The organism is Pseudomonas sp. RG1, from assembly GCF_025910115.1.
GTDB lineage: Bacteria > Pseudomonadota > Gammaproteobacteria > Pseudomonadales > Pseudomonadaceae > Aquipseudomonas > Aquipseudomonas atacamensis.
In genome coordinates this window covers 202,307-215,019 of record NZ_JAPCIK010000006.1, presented here as the reverse complement: position 1 = coordinate 215,019, position 12,713 = coordinate 202,307, and the positions used below count along the sequence as shown (strand labels likewise).

Annotated in this window: 15 protein-coding genes; 6 read left to right on the top strand and 9 right to left on the bottom strand. The window is 60.4% G+C overall.

Annotated elements, in window-relative coordinates; translation table 11 throughout:
- Positions 1-22: 22 nt before the first annotated feature.
- The 4 genes from trmD to ffh form a co-directional block, all read right to left on the bottom strand.
- Positions 23-775, bottom strand: a complete 753-nt coding sequence (trmD, locus tag OK411_RS06035; protein ID WP_038860625.1) for a tRNA (guanosine(37)-N1)-methyltransferase TrmD — start codon at positions 773-775, stop codon at positions 23-25.
- A 2-nt stretch (positions 776-777) separates the two neighbouring features.
- A complete protein-coding gene (gene rimM / locus OK411_RS06030; protein WP_016771538.1) occupies positions 778-1,314 on the bottom strand; it encodes a ribosome maturation factor RimM in 537 nt (178 codons plus the stop codon).
- A 5-nt stretch (positions 1,315-1,319) separates the two neighbouring features.
- Positions 1,320-1,571, bottom strand: a complete 252-nt coding sequence (gene rpsP, locus OK411_RS06025) for a 30S ribosomal protein S16 (RefSeq protein WP_003185073.1) — start codon at positions 1,569-1,571, stop codon at positions 1,320-1,322.
- Positions 1,572-1,820: 249 nt separating this feature from the next.
- A complete protein-coding gene (gene ffh / locus OK411_RS06020) occupies positions 1,821-3,197 on the bottom strand; it encodes a signal recognition particle protein (protein ID WP_007967791.1) in 1,377 nt (458 codons plus the stop codon).
- Between the two features lie 210 nt (positions 3,198-3,407).
- Between ffh and OK411_RS06015 the strand changes: the two genes are divergently transcribed.
- The 3 genes from OK411_RS06015 to OK411_RS06005 all read left to right on the top strand — a co-directional run bounded on the left by OK411_RS06015 (position 3,408) and on the right by OK411_RS06005 (position 7,023).
- Positions 3,408-4,220, top strand: a complete 813-nt coding sequence (locus tag OK411_RS06015; protein ID WP_016771539.1) for an inner membrane protein YpjD — start codon at positions 3,408-3,410, stop codon at positions 4,218-4,220.
- A 12-nt stretch (positions 4,221-4,232) separates the two neighbouring features.
- Positions 4,233-5,474, top strand: a complete 1,242-nt coding sequence (locus tag OK411_RS06010) for a CNNM domain-containing protein (protein WP_264364574.1) — start codon at positions 4,233-4,235, stop codon at positions 5,472-5,474.
- 232 nt (positions 5,475-5,706) lie between these two features.
- Positions 5,707-7,023, top strand: coding sequence for an MFS transporter (locus OK411_RS06005; RefSeq protein ID WP_264364573.1), 1,317 nt, complete (start codon positions 5,707-5,709; stop codon positions 7,021-7,023).
- Positions 7,024-7,120: 97 nt separating this feature from the next.
- On the opposite strand, the gene purT is transcribed toward OK411_RS06005, so the two are convergent.
- The 5 genes from purT to OK411_RS05980 all read right to left on the bottom strand — a co-directional run bounded on the left by purT (position 7,121) and on the right by OK411_RS05980 (position 10,400).
- Positions 7,121-8,302, bottom strand: coding sequence for a formate-dependent phosphoribosylglycinamide formyltransferase (gene purT / locus OK411_RS06000; RefSeq protein WP_024011715.1), 1,182 nt, complete (start codon positions 8,300-8,302; stop codon positions 7,121-7,123).
- Between the two features lie 100 nt (positions 8,303-8,402).
- A complete protein-coding gene (locus OK411_RS05995; RefSeq protein WP_016771544.1) occupies positions 8,403-8,870 on the bottom strand; it encodes a VUT family protein in 468 nt (155 codons plus the stop codon).
- Positions 8,871-9,024: 154 nt separating this feature from the next.
- Positions 9,025-9,240, bottom strand: coding sequence for a DUF1289 domain-containing protein (locus OK411_RS05990; RefSeq protein ID WP_264364572.1), 216 nt, complete (start codon positions 9,238-9,240; stop codon positions 9,025-9,027).
- The gene (locus OK411_RS05985; RefSeq protein WP_264364571.1) at positions 9,237-9,761 is read right to left on the bottom strand and encodes a gamma carbonic anhydrase family protein; all 525 of its coding nucleotides are present in this window, start codon (positions 9,759-9,761) and stop codon (positions 9,237-9,239) included. The genes OK411_RS05990 and OK411_RS05985 overlap by 4 nt, the downstream gene beginning before the upstream one ends.
- Positions 9,762-9,800: 39 nt before the next feature.
- Positions 9,801-10,400: a CoA pyrophosphatase gene (locus tag OK411_RS05980; protein ID WP_136492005.1), complete on the bottom strand. Its 600-nt coding sequence runs from the start codon at positions 10,398-10,400 to the stop codon at positions 9,801-9,803.
- Positions 10,401-10,547: 147 nt separating this feature from the next.
- On the opposite strand from OK411_RS05980, the gene OK411_RS05975 reads away from it, so the two are divergent.
- The 3 genes from OK411_RS05975 to OK411_RS05965 all read left to right on the top strand — a co-directional run bounded on the left by OK411_RS05975 (position 10,548) and on the right by OK411_RS05965 (position 12,705).
- On the top strand, positions 10,548-11,099 hold the full coding sequence (locus OK411_RS05975) for an NUDIX hydrolase (RefSeq protein ID WP_264364570.1): 552 nt from the start codon (positions 10,548-10,550) through the stop codon (positions 11,097-11,099).
- Positions 11,100-11,175: 76 nt separating this feature from the next.
- On the top strand, positions 11,176-11,691 hold the full coding sequence (locus OK411_RS05970; protein WP_024011712.1) for a L,D-transpeptidase family protein: 516 nt from the start codon (positions 11,176-11,178) through the stop codon (positions 11,689-11,691).
- A gap of 282 nt (positions 11,692-11,973) precedes the next feature.
- Positions 11,974-12,705 carry a GntR family transcriptional regulator gene (locus OK411_RS05965; protein WP_016771550.1) on the top strand — a complete coding sequence of 244 codons (732 nt, stop codon included), beginning with the start codon at positions 11,974-11,976 and terminating at the stop codon, positions 12,703-12,705.
- Positions 12,706-12,713 lie beyond the last annotated feature (8 nt).

Here is a 12,713-nt window from a genome sequence, read left to right as displayed (position 1 = left end):
TCGATCTACCATCGATACGTTGTTAACTATCGTCCCGCTCGCGGATGTATTCCTCGAGCAGCTTCTTCTCTTCTCCAGAAAGCGAGCGGCTTTCCAGAAGATCGGCGCGTCGTTCATAGGTCCGACCAAGGGACTGCTGTAAACGCCAACGCCGGATATGCGCGTGATTGCCACTCAGCAACACGTCGGGAACACGCTGATCCGCATACACCTCCGGTCGGGTGTAGTGCGGGCAATCCAGCAGACCATCCGTAAAGGAATCTTCCTCAGCGGAATCCGCATGCCCTAAAGCTCCGGGCAGCAGTCGTGTAACCGCATCGATCAGGACCATGGCCGGCAGCTCGCCGCCAGACAGTACATAGTCGCCAATCGACCACTCTTCATCGACATGAGCCTCAATAAAGCGCTCGTCAATGCCTTCGTAGCGGCCGGCAATCAGGATCAATGCATCCGATTGTGCCAGCTCGCGTACCGCCGACTGAGTCAGTTGACGGCCTTGGGGGGACAGGTAAATCACCTTCGCCGCCTCCCCGGCTGCTGCCTTGGCCTGAGCCAGTGCATCTTCCAGGGGCTTGATCTTCATCACCATGCCCGGACCACCGCCAAACGGGCGATCGTCCACAGTGTGATGCCGATCCGTCGTGTAATCTCGCGGATTCCAACAGGTCAGCTGCAAGAGCCCCTGTTTGACCGCACGACTGGTGATGCCGTAATCGCCAATGGCGGAAAACATCTCGGGAAACAAACTGATCACTTCTACGCGCAAGTTAGCCACGTTCAGAAGTCCGCGTCCCAATCCACCTTCATCTCGCCCGCTTCCAGGTCGACGGCCAACACGCATTGCTCCGTATAGGGCAACAGGCGTTCGCGATCATCCAGGCTGCCAGCGCAAGGCTTGACGACCATTACATCATTGGCGCCGGTTTCCAGAAGATGATCGATTTTCCCGAGCAGTTGCCCAAGGGTGTCGATGACCTTCAGACCTTCCAGCTGGTACCAGTAGTACTCGCCTTCGGTCAATTCAGCGAACAGGTTGCGCGGCACGCAGATCTCATAACCGGCCAGAAGACGAGCTTCTTCACGATCATCGAGACCCTTGAGCTTGGCGACCAGGAACTTGTCGCTCCCGCGTCCACTGACCAGCTCGACCTGTTTGACATTGCCTTCGCGCTTGAGCGTCCAGGTTTTGTACTGCAACAGGTTTTCAGTCGGATCAGTAAAGGAATAAACCTTCACTTCGCCGCGAACGCCATGAACAGAATAAATTTTGCCAATAACGATCAAATCATCGGCAGGGGCTGGCGTCGCGTTCATATTGCTCAGGCCGCAGCCTTGGCAGATTCCTTCAACAACTGAGCAACGCGCTCAGAAGGTTGTGCACCAACGCTCAGCCAGTAGGCAACGCGCTCTTGGTTCACGGACAGACGGATTTCCTGACCACGGGCAACAGGGTTGAAGAAACCAACCTGTTCTTTGTGGGAGCCGTCACGCGGGTTACGCGAGTCGGTTACGGTCAGGTGGTAAAACGGGCGCTTTTTGGAGCCGCCAAGGGCAAGACGGATTGTTAGCATGTGAACATCGTTCCTGTAGTCGGTGCTGCAAATCTAAATGCACAGCGGGCATGGGTGCCCGAAAGGCCGCATATTCTAAGGAATATCCGGACTTTTGCAAATGACTTTTTCCGGCGCCCATGGCATGCCGTGCAGATTTGCATAGAGAGCCGTCGATAAAAACGGCCAGTCAGCTCCCGCCGAGTGCGGGTTTGCTGTTGATCCTGCGTCCTTGCAGGGTCTGCGCCGGTGCGACGACCGGCGAAGTCTTTACATTTTCGGCATGCCGCCGCCGGGCAACATACCGCCCATGCCGCGCATCATTTTTGCCATACCGCCCTTGGCGGTGAATTTCTTCATCATCTTCTGCATCTGCTTGTGCTGCTTGATCAAGCGGCCGATGTCCTGCACCTGCGTGCCGGAACCCATGGCGATCCGGCGCTTGCGCGAACCGCTGATCAGCTCAGGGTCGCGGCGCTCGGCCGGGGTCATGGAATTGATGATGGCTTCCATCTGCTTGAACTGCTTCTCTGCGGCGTTCTGGGCATTGCCCATCTGCGACAGGTTGACGCCGCCGATGCTCGGCAGTTTGTCCATGAGCCCGCCGAGGCCGCCCATGTTCTTCATCTGTTGCAGCTGATCGCGGAAGTCTTCGAGATCGAAGCCCTTGCCCTTCTTCAGCTTCTTGGCCAGTTTGTCGGCCTTGTCCTTGTCCAGCGTCGCTTCGGCCTGCTCGATCAGGCTGAGCACGTCGCCCATGCCGAGGATCCGCGAGGCGATACGCTCAGGGTGGAACGGATCGAGCGCTTCGCTCTTCTCGCCCATACCGATGAACTTGATCGGCTTGCCGGTGATGGCGCGCACCGACAGCGCGGCACCGCCACGGGCGTCGCCGTCGACCTTGGTCAGGATCACACCGGTCAGCGGCAGCGCATCGCCGAACGCCTTGGCCGTGTTCGCGGCGTCCTGACCGGTCATGGCGTCGACCACGAACAGGGTTTCGACCGGGTTGATCGCGGCGTGCAGCGCCTTGATCTCGCCCATCATCTCTTCGTCGATGTGCAGACGACCGGCGGTGTCGACGATAACCACGTCGATGAATTTCAGTTTGGCTTCTTTAATAGCCGCATTGGCGATGTCGACCGGCTTCTGGCTCAGGTCGGACGGGAAGAACGTCACGCCGATGTCGTTGGCCAGGGTTTCCAACTGCTTGATCGCGGCCGGACGGTAAATGTCCGCAGACACGACCATGACCGACTTCTTCTTGCGCTCTTTAAGAAAGCGCGCCAGTTTGCCGGCGGTGGTGGTTTTACCCGCGCCCTGCAGACCGGCCATCAGAATCACGGCTGGCGGAACGGCGCTCAGGTTGAGGTCTTCGTTGGCCGCGCCCATCAGGCTTTCGAGTTCGGCCTGGACGATCTTCACGAATGCCTGGCCCGGCGTCAGGCTGCGCGACACCTCGGTGCCGACAGCGCGCTCCTTGACCGAATTGACGAAGTCCTTGACCACCGGCAATGCGACGTCAGCTTCGAGCAACGCCATGCGCACTTCACGCAGGGTGTCTTTGATATTGTCCTCGGTCAGCTTCGCCTTGCCGGTGACATGGCGCAGCGTCTGCGAGAGACGGTCGGTTAAGTTTTCAAACATTGCGCGATCCTTTCAGGCCCTGTACGAACCGGGATAATGGCGGCCCAGACCGGAATCAACATGTGCTCGGCGAGCCTGCGGCGTGGGCAGGTCGCGGATTATAGCGAAGACTGCGGCCGGCGGACACCTCGCCGTCAGCTTGCGGAGTCTTTCGTGCCGTGGCGGTTCTATGCCAAACTCAGCGCCTTTCGGGCTCGCCTAACAGGATTTATGCTCCCCTTGTCACCCAGTTTGCTGACCACCCTCGCCGCCGCCCTGCTCTATGCCGCTGCGACCGTCTATCAAAGCACCCGCCTGGCCACCGGCGCCAAGGCGAACAAGCGCCTGCTGGTCAGCCTCGGCGTCTTCGCCGTGCTCGCCCACGGCGCCAGCCTGCTTACACATCTATTGACCCCGATCGGCCTTGGCCTGGACTTCTTCAGTGCGTCCAGTCTGATCGCTGCTGCGGTAATCGCCCTGACCCTGCTCGCCTGTTCGCGGATCCCGGTGGAAAACCTGCTGGTGCTGTTGTTCCCGCTGGGCGCGATCACGGTATTGCTGGCGCAGTTCGCGCCGACGGGCACGGTGCAGATCATCGATGAAGAGCCGGGCATCCTCGCGCACATTCTATTGTCGATCCTCGCCTACGGCATGTTCACCATCGCCGTGTTCCAGGCGTTGCTGCTGCTGGTTCAGGACCATCAGCTCAAGCACAAGCACCCGTCCGGGCTGATCAAGAACTTCCCGCCCCTGCAAACCATGGAAAGCCTGCTGTTCGGCTTTCTCTGGGCCGGCTGGACGCTACTGTCGCTATCGCTGATTTCCGGCTGGCTGTTCGTCGAGAACCTGTTCGCTCAGCACTTGGTGCACAAGACCCTGCTGGCCTGCCTGGCATGGATCGTCTTCAGCGTGCTGTTGTGGGGCCGCAACCGTCTGGGCTGGCGTGGCCACAAGGCGATTCGCTGGACCCTCGCCGGTTTCTGCCTGCTGATGCTGGCGTACTTCGGCAGCAAACTGGTTCGTGAATACATTCTGCACATCTGACGGGCGGCATAAATGGACGGTTTGCCCATAGGGCCGATGCTCGCGGTATTTGTCCTGCTGATTTTATGGTCAGGGCTGTTTAGCGCCGTCGAAATCGCGCAGCAGCACCTGCTCGCGCAACGTATCGCCTCGCGCGCCAGCGATAAACCGCTGGCGAAGCTGAGCTTCCCGCTCGACAGCCTGATCCTCTGCAACACCCTGTGCCGCGCCCTCGCAGTGATCATCGCGACCCTGCTGGCGATTTTCCTCTGCGGAGAAAACGGCCCGTGGGCGGCCTGCCTTGGCGCCGGTGGCATCCTGTTGGTGTTCGCTGATTATTTCCCGCGCACAGTGGCTCGGCGCTATCCCGACGCTGTGCTGGCGTTCGGCAATGCCCTGCTGACCGTGCCGATGAAAATCGTCTACCCGTTCGCGTGGCTGTTCTGCCGGGTCAGCGCTTTGTTGATGACCCCGTTCACGCGCAAGGCTCAGGTGGTGCAACAGAGCGAGGACGAGTTGCCGGCCGATCACAATGAGGATCACGACCATCCGGTCCGCGCCCACCCGGTGTCGGGCATCCATGCGCTGGACAACATCACGGTCAACGACATTCTGGTGCCGCGCAGTGACGTCGACGGCATCAACCTCGACGATTCGATCGAAGAGATCATCGAGCAACTGCGCGAGAACAAGCGCACGCGTCTGCCGGTGTTTCACAGCGACATCAATCAGGTCGAAGCGGTGCTCAACACCCGCCAGATCGGCCATTTGCTGAGCAACGGCGGATTGACCCGCGAGGCACTGCTGGCCGCCAGCTACGAGCCTTACTTCGTCCCGGAAAGCACGCCGCTGCAACTGCAACTGCTGAACTTCCACAAGCAGCAACGCCGCCTCGGCATGGTCGTCGATGAATACGGTGAAGTGCTGGGCATCGTCACCCTTGAAGACATTCTCGAAGAGATCGTCGGCGAATTCGAAAGCGAGCACAGCCTCGACAACCCGCACATCCATCCCCAAGCCGACGGGCGTATGGTGATCGATGGCGCCGCATCGATCCGCGACCTGAACAAATGCCTGGGCTGGCACCTGCCGAGCGACGGGCCGAAGACGCTCAACGGCCTGGTCACCGAAGCGCTGGAAACCATTCCGGAAAGCGCGGTGTGCCTGAAGATCGGGCGTTATCGACTGGAAATCCTCGAGACCGAGGAGAACCGGGTGAGCAAGGTGCTGATCTGGCTGACCTCATCGGTGCCTGCTCTGGTGCCTGCTCGATAAAGCTGCATTGTTTGCGCTTGTTTGATCGTTAGCCCCCTTCCTATAATCGAGGCGCTTACCCAAGCGCCGTCGATCCCTGTGCCTACCCGGCACTGCCCGGATCCTGACTGTTTCCGCTGCAAACCGACGACTGTTCCTACTCGAAACAGCGCTCGCGCCCTACCCCACATCCCTGGGTGTTCGACCATAATAATTCGCTCCACTGGAGCTCATGACTGTCAGGGATCACCGCATGACGACCCATACCGCTCACAGCGAAACCGCGCCTGCCCAGCCGACCAATTCCGCCACCCGCGTGGCCACGGCAAGCTTCATCGGCACCGCCATCGAGTTCTACGACTTCTACGTTTACGCCACTGCTGCGGCGCTGGTGATCGGGCCGGTGTTCTTTCCGCAGACCTCCGGCACGGCGCAGATGCTTTCCGCTTTTCTCACTTTCGGCATTGCCTTCCTCGCCCGACCACTGGGTTCGGCATTGTTTGGCCACTTTGGCGACCGCATCGGGCGCAAGTCGACGCTGGTCGCCTCACTGCTGTTGATGGGCGTGTGCACCACCTTGATTGGCGTGTTGCCGGGCTACGACAGCATTGGTGCCTGGGCGCCGATTCTCCTGTGCGTGCTGCGTTTCGGTCAGGGCCTGGGCCTTGGCGGCGAATGGGGCGGCGCAGCGCTGCTGGCCACGGAAAACGCGCCGAAGGGCAAACGCGCCTGGTTCGGCATGTTCCCGCAGCTCGGGCCATCGATTGGTTTTCTTGCGGCCAACGGCCTGTTCCTGACCTTGGCCATGACCTTGGATGACGAACAGTTCCGCAGTTGGGGCTGGCGCATTCCGTTTCTGCTCAGCGCGGCGCTGGTGATGGTCGGCCTGTATGTACGCCTGAAACTGCATGAAACGCCAGTGTTCGCCAATGCGATCGCCCGTCAGGAGCGAGTCAAAGTGCCGCTGGTCGAGTTGTTCAGCCAATACTGGGCGCCGACCCTGCTCGGGGCGGCGGCGATGGTGGTCTGCTATGCGCTGTTCTATATCTCGACGGTGTTTTCCCTGAGCTATGGCGTATCCACACTGGGTTACAGCCGCGAAACGTTCCTCGGCCTGTTGTGCTTTGCCGTGTTGTTCATGGCCGCAGCGACGCCATTATCCGCTTGGGCCAGCGACCGTTACGGGCGCAAACCGGTGCTGATCATCGGTGGCGTGCTGGCGATTCTGTCTGGGTTTCTGATGGAGCCATTGCTGACGCAGGGCTCGACCTGGGGCGTGGCGCTGTTTCTGTGCATCGAGCTGTTTTTGATGGGCGTGACATTCGCACCGATGGGCGCGCTGTTGCCTGAGCTGTTTCCGACCCACGTGCGTTATACCGGCGCTTCAGCGGCGTACAACCTCGGCGGCATCGTCGGAGCCTCGGCAGCGCCGTTCTTTGCGCAGAAACTGGTGGCGATGGGCGGGTTGAGCTATGTCGGCGGGTATGTGTCGGCGGCGGCGGTGTTGAGTCTGATTGCGGTGCTGTGCTTGAAGGAGACGCGCAATAACGATCTGAATCAGGTTGCCTGACGGAGATCAAAAGCTTCGCGAGCAGGCTCGCTCCCACAGGGAAATGCATTCCAAATGTGGGAGCGAGCCTGCTCGCGAATAGCTGTCGCGACTCGGTTTACAGCTCGACAACAACCGCCTGCGACGCACGCGTCGCCTTGGCGCGAGCAGCCTCGATCGACTCATCCCGCGCCAGCGCCACGCCCATGCGGCGCTGGCCGTTCACTTCCGGCTTGCCGAACAGACGCAGCGCGGTGTCCGGCTCGCTCAACGCAGCGCCCAGGTTGGCAAATGCGGTCTGGGTCGACTGCCCTTCCACCAGAATCACTGCCGACGCCGACGGGCCGAACTGACGGATCAGCGGTACCGGCAGGCCAAGAATGGCGCGGGCATGCAGGGCAAACTGCGACAGGTCCTGAGAGATCAGCGTCACCAGCCCGGTGTCATGCGGCCGTGGCGAGACTTCGCTGAACCACACCTGATCACCTTTGATGAACAGCTCGACGCCGAACAGACCACGGCCACCCAGTGCTTCAGTGACTGCTTTGGCAACGCGCTCGGATTCAGCCAGAGCAATCGGGCTCATGGCCTGCGGCTGCCAGGATTCCTGATAGTCGCCCTTCTCCTGACGGTGGCCGACCGGTGCGCAGAACGTGGTGCCGCCAATGTGGCGCACGGTCAGCAGGGTGATTTCGTAGTCAAAGTCGATGAAGCCTTCGATGATCACCCGACCTTTGCCGGCGCGACCGCCCTCTTGCGCGTAATCCCAGGCTTTCTGTACGTCATCGGCGCTGCGCAGCAGGCTCTGGCCCTTGCCCGACGAACTCATCACCGGCTTGACCACGCAAGGGAAACCCAGGTCCTGAACGGCTTTGCTGTAGTCCTCGAAGGTGTCGGCGAAGTGGTACGGCGAGGTCGGCAGGTCCAGCTCTTCGGCAGCCAGACGACGAATACCTTCGCGGTTCATGGTCAGCTGCGCCGCACGCGCGGTCGGAATCACGGTGAAGCCTTCGGCTTCCAGCTCGACCAGCGTGGCGGTAGCGATGGCTTCGATTTCCGGCACGATGAAGTGCGGCTTCTCGGCTTCGATCACTGCACGCAGAGCAGCGCCGTCGAGCATGTTGATCACGTGGCTGCGATGGGCGACTTGCATGGCCGGCGCGTTGGCGTAGCGGTCGACGGCAATCACTTCAACGCCCAGGCGCTGCAGTTCGATTACCACTTCCTTGCCCAACTCACCACAGCCACACAGCAATACGCGGGTCGCGGTTGGCGACAATGGAGTTCCGATACGGGTCATCTCAGGTCCTCAAAGGAAGCGGATCATCGAGGAAAGCCACGCAGGTGCGCTTTCCATGGGGAGAAAGCGCGGCATTTTACATGAACCCGAGGGTTTGGCTTCAGCTCGCGACAGCCTGTTTGCGATCACGCCAGGCCATGATCAGCCAGACCGCGGTAACGCCGGCGAACTTGGAGGCCAGCGCGGTGATGATCACCGGCGGCGTCAAGGCGTCGATCATGCCGAAAAAGATGAAGGTATCCAGCGGAATGCTCAGCGCCGAACTGATCCACAGACGATCACGCAACGGCCGCTTGGTGATGCTGAACACCAGCCAGTCGATGCACTCGGAGACCGCGAACGCCGTGGCGCTGGCCAGCGCGATGGAAGGGTCGGACGTGATGTAGGAGAGCACCAGCGCCGCCAGCATCGCCACGATCGCGCCATGACCGAAGCGCGTTTGCACCATGTCGCGCAGCACGAACACCAGCCCGCCCCAGGCCGACCAGATGATGTCCAGGTGCGGTGCGGTGGAAAAGGCGAAGTTGATCAGCACGACGCTGCTGATGTAGGCGATGAGGAAGATCATGGGGGCGGCCTGTAAATGTGGAGCACAGGTTACTTGAGCGCTGGTATTGCGCCAATAGGTGCGGAGACAGGACCGACGTCTTCGCGAGCAGGCTCGCTCCCACAGTGGAACGCATTTTCAAGGTGGGAGCGAGCCTGCTCGCGAAAGCGGTGGTTCAGACGCCTGACTTCGCGGGAATCATCCAGACCAATCCACTCGCCTCCGCCCGTTCATGACACAACCCCAGCACGACGCGGCGCTCGTCATTGTTCATGCGGCCCCAGCGGGTGATCTCCGCGACCGTGCGCTGGCACCCGGTGCAAACATCATCTTCGTCCAGCGCGCAGATATTCACGCAGGGCGAGGCGACTGGTCGTTCAACAGTCGTCATTGTTCCTGCTCGACCAGATCGCGGGCGTACCGCTGCGAGTTATGCACATAGTGCGCGGCGCTGGCTTCGAGCATCTTCTTTTGCGCCTCGGTCAGTTCACGTAAGACTTTGCCCGGCGAGCCCATCACCAGCGAACCGTCGGGAATTTCCTTGCCTTCGCCGATCAGCGAATTGGCGCCTATGATGCAGTTCTCGCCGATCTTCGCGCCGTTGAGAATCACCGCGTTGATACCGATCAGGCTGTAATCGCCGACCGTGCAACCGTGAAGCATCGCGTTGTGGCCGATGGTCACGCCGGTACCGATGGTCAGTGGATAGCCCATGTCGGTGTGCATCACCGTACCGTCCTGCACATTGCTGTTCTTGCCGATGAGAATCAGTTCGTTGTCGCCGCGCAATACAGCGTTGAACCAGACGTTGGCGCCCTCTTCCAGGCGAACCTTGCCCACCAGCACGGCATTGGGCGCGACCCAGCTCTGTGGATGGGTTTCGACACGGGCGTCGCCCAGGCGGTATTTCATCTTGTTTCCCTCAGGGCTCACGGCCGTTCGAACGACGGCTCAGGTATCGATAAAGCTTTTCGGCGGTCGGTGCAGGCTGATTTTGGCGTCATAGAGCAGGTTGATCAACTCGACGATCATGATCGCCGTCAGGCCCCAGATCTTGAACTCGCCGAAGCGATAGCTCGGCACGTACCAACTGCGGCCCTGATAATCGATGCGATGAGTATGCTCACGCGGGTCCTTGCGGAAGAATTCCAGCGGCACGCTGAAGACGGCGGCGATCTCGGCATCATTGGGCTGGTATTCGACAAAGTCGGGAATCACCCCGACATACGGCGTTACCTTGATGCCGTGCAGGGAGATCAGCGGACTCAGCGGGCCGATGACTTCGACCAGGCCCGGTGGCAGGCCGATCTCTTCTTCGGCTTCGCGCAGCGCGGTGAATATGAGGTCCGGATCTTCCGGGTCGCGTCGCCCTCCGGGGAAGGCGACCTCGCCGCCATGGGTCGAAAGCCCGCTGGCGCGCAGGGTCAGGACCAGTTCCGGTTCGTCACTGCGGGTGATCGGCACCAGCACGGCGGCTTCGGGGAAACGTGCGTCGGTCTCCAGCGTACGCGGTGTGTGGTTGCTTACCCTATGCAGTAGCTCGTCCAGCATGAGTGTTCTCGATCGGTGCCTTGCTCCGCATCATGCACCAATCAAAGCGAGCGCCCAAGCCCCCGAAACCCGTCGTGTCGCGAAACGACAACTTGCCGACCGGCCCCGCTGCACGCCAAGATAGGCGCAGCATTCAGGAACCCGAGCATGAAATTTTGCAGCCACTGCGGTAACCCGGTCACCCAGCGCATTCCCGAAGGCGACTCGCGGCGGCGATTTGTCTGCGACAGCTGTCAGACCATTCACTACCAGAACCCCAATATCGTCGCCGGTTGCGTGCCGACCTGGGGGACGAAAGTGCTGCTCTGCCGCCGCGCCATCGAGCCCCGTCTCGGTTACTGGACGCTACCTGCCGGCTTCATGGAAAACGGCGAGACCATCGAGCAGGCCGCCATCCGCGAAACCGCCGAAGAGGCCTGCGCCCGGGTGCGCAACCTGAGCATCTACACGCTGATCGACGTGCCGCATATCAGCCAGGTGCATGTGTTCTTCCGCGCCGAACTGGCCGATCTGCAATACGCGGCCGGGCCGGAGAGCCTTGAAGTGCAGCTGTTCGAAGAAGCCGACATTCCCTGGGACGAGCTGGCTTTCCGCACGGTCGGGCGCACGCTGGAGTGTTTCTTTGCCGATCGGCGCAGCGAGGTTTACCCGGTGCGTTCGGAGTCGATTCCGCCACTGGTGCAGCCGGCGATCACTTGAGCTTCGCGGCACCCTGCCGATAACCACACCTGCATCTATCACTATGTGTCTGCGTCATTCTTGGGGAATCGTTTCAATGCGTTGGTTGCTTGCCCTGTTGTGCCTGTCGTTCGTCAGCGTTTCGCAAGCGTCATTCGTGACCACCGTGACGCCCTCGAACACTCCGCTGATCGAAAAAGTCCTGGTACTGAAATCGGCCCACCAACTGCAGTTGATTGCCGACGGCAAGCCGCTGAAGACCTATCGCATCTCCTTGGGCAAGGGTGCAAAGAAAGGCCCGAAACTGATCGAGGGCGACAAACGCACACCCGAAGGTTTCTATTGGATCGACTGGCGCAAGACCAGCGACAAATTCAACCTGTCGATGCACATCTCCTACCCGAACATCAGCGATGCCGCCCGCGCACGCCGTGAAGGTGTCGAGCCCGGCGGGATGATCATGATCCACGGCACCCCGGATTCGGCAGACAATCCGGAGCAGTTGTTCCATACCCTCGACTGGACCGACGGCTGCATCGCCATGCGCAACGTCGACATGCGTGAAGTGTGGAATCTGGTACCGGACGGCACGATGATCGAGATTCGTCCGTAACCTCGACCGCTGGTCACCGCAAAAAAAATAAATCAAAAGATCGCAGCCTGCGACAGCGCCTACAGGGGTGATACCACTCTCAACTGTAGAAGCTGTCGCAGGCTGCGATCTTTTGCTTTTTATGGGCCACCACTAATACCACTTTAAACAGTGACCCCTGACAACCGCCACTCCATTGGGCCAGACGCCAGTTCATCGCGTTGACATGGTATTCAAGTGGTATTAGCTTCCGTCGCACAAGCGAGCCACAACAATCCTATACTCGCGACGGAAACGACCTACATGAACGACCTTCAAACCCTACGTCCCGATGACTCCCAGCCGACGCCGCTGTACTTGCAACTGGCGCGCAATCTGGAAGCGGCGATTCATGCCGGGCAGTGGAAGGCCGAACAGGCGATGCCGTCCGAGCGCAACCTGAGCGACCAGCTCGGCATCTCCCGGGTCACCGCACGCAAGGCTTTGGAAGTTTTGCTCGAGCAAGGCCTGATCCGCCGCCTGCAAGGCTCGGGCACGTTCATCACCCCACGCCTGGAACAACCGCTGTCGCGTCTGTCCGGCTTCAGCGAAATGCTGCGCCTGAAAGGTTTCGTGCCTAGCTCGAAGTGGCTGGAGCGGGAGATCACCCTGCCGACCCACGAAGAATTGATCCGCCTCGGCCTGTCGCCGAACGACAAGGTGGCGCGCATGAAGCGCCTGCGCAAAGCCGATGACACGGTCATGGCGATCGAGATGAGCACCCTGCCCGCCTCAATCATGCCCAGGCCGCAAGCGGTGGGCGATTCGCTTTACGAATACCTCGACGGCATCGGCAAACCGATCGTCCGCGCCCTTCAGCACATCCAGGCAATCAACGCCTCGGACGAATTCGCCGCGCTGGTCGGCATCGCCCCCGGCACCGCCATGCTGCTGATGACCCGGGTCGGCTATCTGGAAGACAACACGCCGATCGAAGTCACCGACACCTATTGCCGCAACGACTACTACGACTTTGTTGCAGAGCTTCGTAGATAAAGAGCCGC

What these genes read in the sequence shown, in the direction of transcription:
- rimM (WP_016771538.1), bottom strand. Translation starts at nt 1,314, where the DNA reads ATGAACGCGACGCCAGCCCCTGCCGATGATTTGATCGTTATTGGCAAA.
- rpsP (WP_003185073.1), bottom strand. Translation starts at nt 1,571, where the DNA reads ATGCTAACAATCCGTCTTGCCCTTGGCGGCTCCAAAAAGCGCCCGTTT.
- ffh (WP_007967791.1), bottom strand. Translation starts at nt 3,197, where the DNA reads ATGTTTGAAAACTTAACCGACCGTCTCTCGCAGACGCTGCGCCATGTC.
- OK411_RS06015 (WP_016771539.1), top strand. Translation starts at nt 3,408, where the DNA reads ATGCTCCCCTTGTCACCCAGTTTGCTGACCACCCTCGCCGCCGCCCTG.
- OK411_RS06010 (WP_264364574.1), top strand. Translation starts at nt 4,233, where the DNA reads ATGGACGGTTTGCCCATAGGGCCGATGCTCGCGGTATTTGTCCTGCTG.
- OK411_RS06005 (WP_264364573.1), top strand. Translation starts at nt 5,707, where the DNA reads ATGACGACCCATACCGCTCACAGCGAAACCGCGCCTGCCCAGCCGACC.
- purT (WP_024011715.1), bottom strand. Translation starts at nt 8,302, where the DNA reads ATGACCCGTATCGGAACTCCATTGTCGCCAACCGCGACCCGCGTATTG.
- OK411_RS05995 (WP_016771544.1), bottom strand. Translation starts at nt 8,870, where the DNA reads ATGATCTTCCTCATCGCCTACATCAGCAGCGTCGTGCTGATCAACTTC.
- OK411_RS05990 (WP_264364572.1), bottom strand. Translation starts at nt 9,240, where the DNA reads ATGACGACTGTTGAACGACCAGTCGCCTCGCCCTGCGTGAATATCTGC.
- OK411_RS05985 (WP_264364571.1), bottom strand. Translation starts at nt 9,761, where the DNA reads ATGAAATACCGCCTGGGCGACGCCCGTGTCGAAACCCATCCACAGAGC.
- OK411_RS05980 (WP_136492005.1), bottom strand. Translation starts at nt 10,400, where the DNA reads ATGCTGGACGAGCTACTGCATAGGGTAAGCAACCACACACCGCGTACG.
- OK411_RS05975 (WP_264364570.1), top strand. Translation starts at nt 10,548, where the DNA reads ATGAAATTTTGCAGCCACTGCGGTAACCCGGTCACCCAGCGCATTCCC.
- OK411_RS05970 (WP_024011712.1), top strand. Translation starts at nt 11,176, where the DNA reads ATGCGTTGGTTGCTTGCCCTGTTGTGCCTGTCGTTCGTCAGCGTTTCG.
- OK411_RS05965 (WP_016771550.1), top strand. Translation starts at nt 11,974, where the DNA reads ATGAACGACCTTCAAACCCTACGTCCCGATGACTCCCAGCCGACGCCG.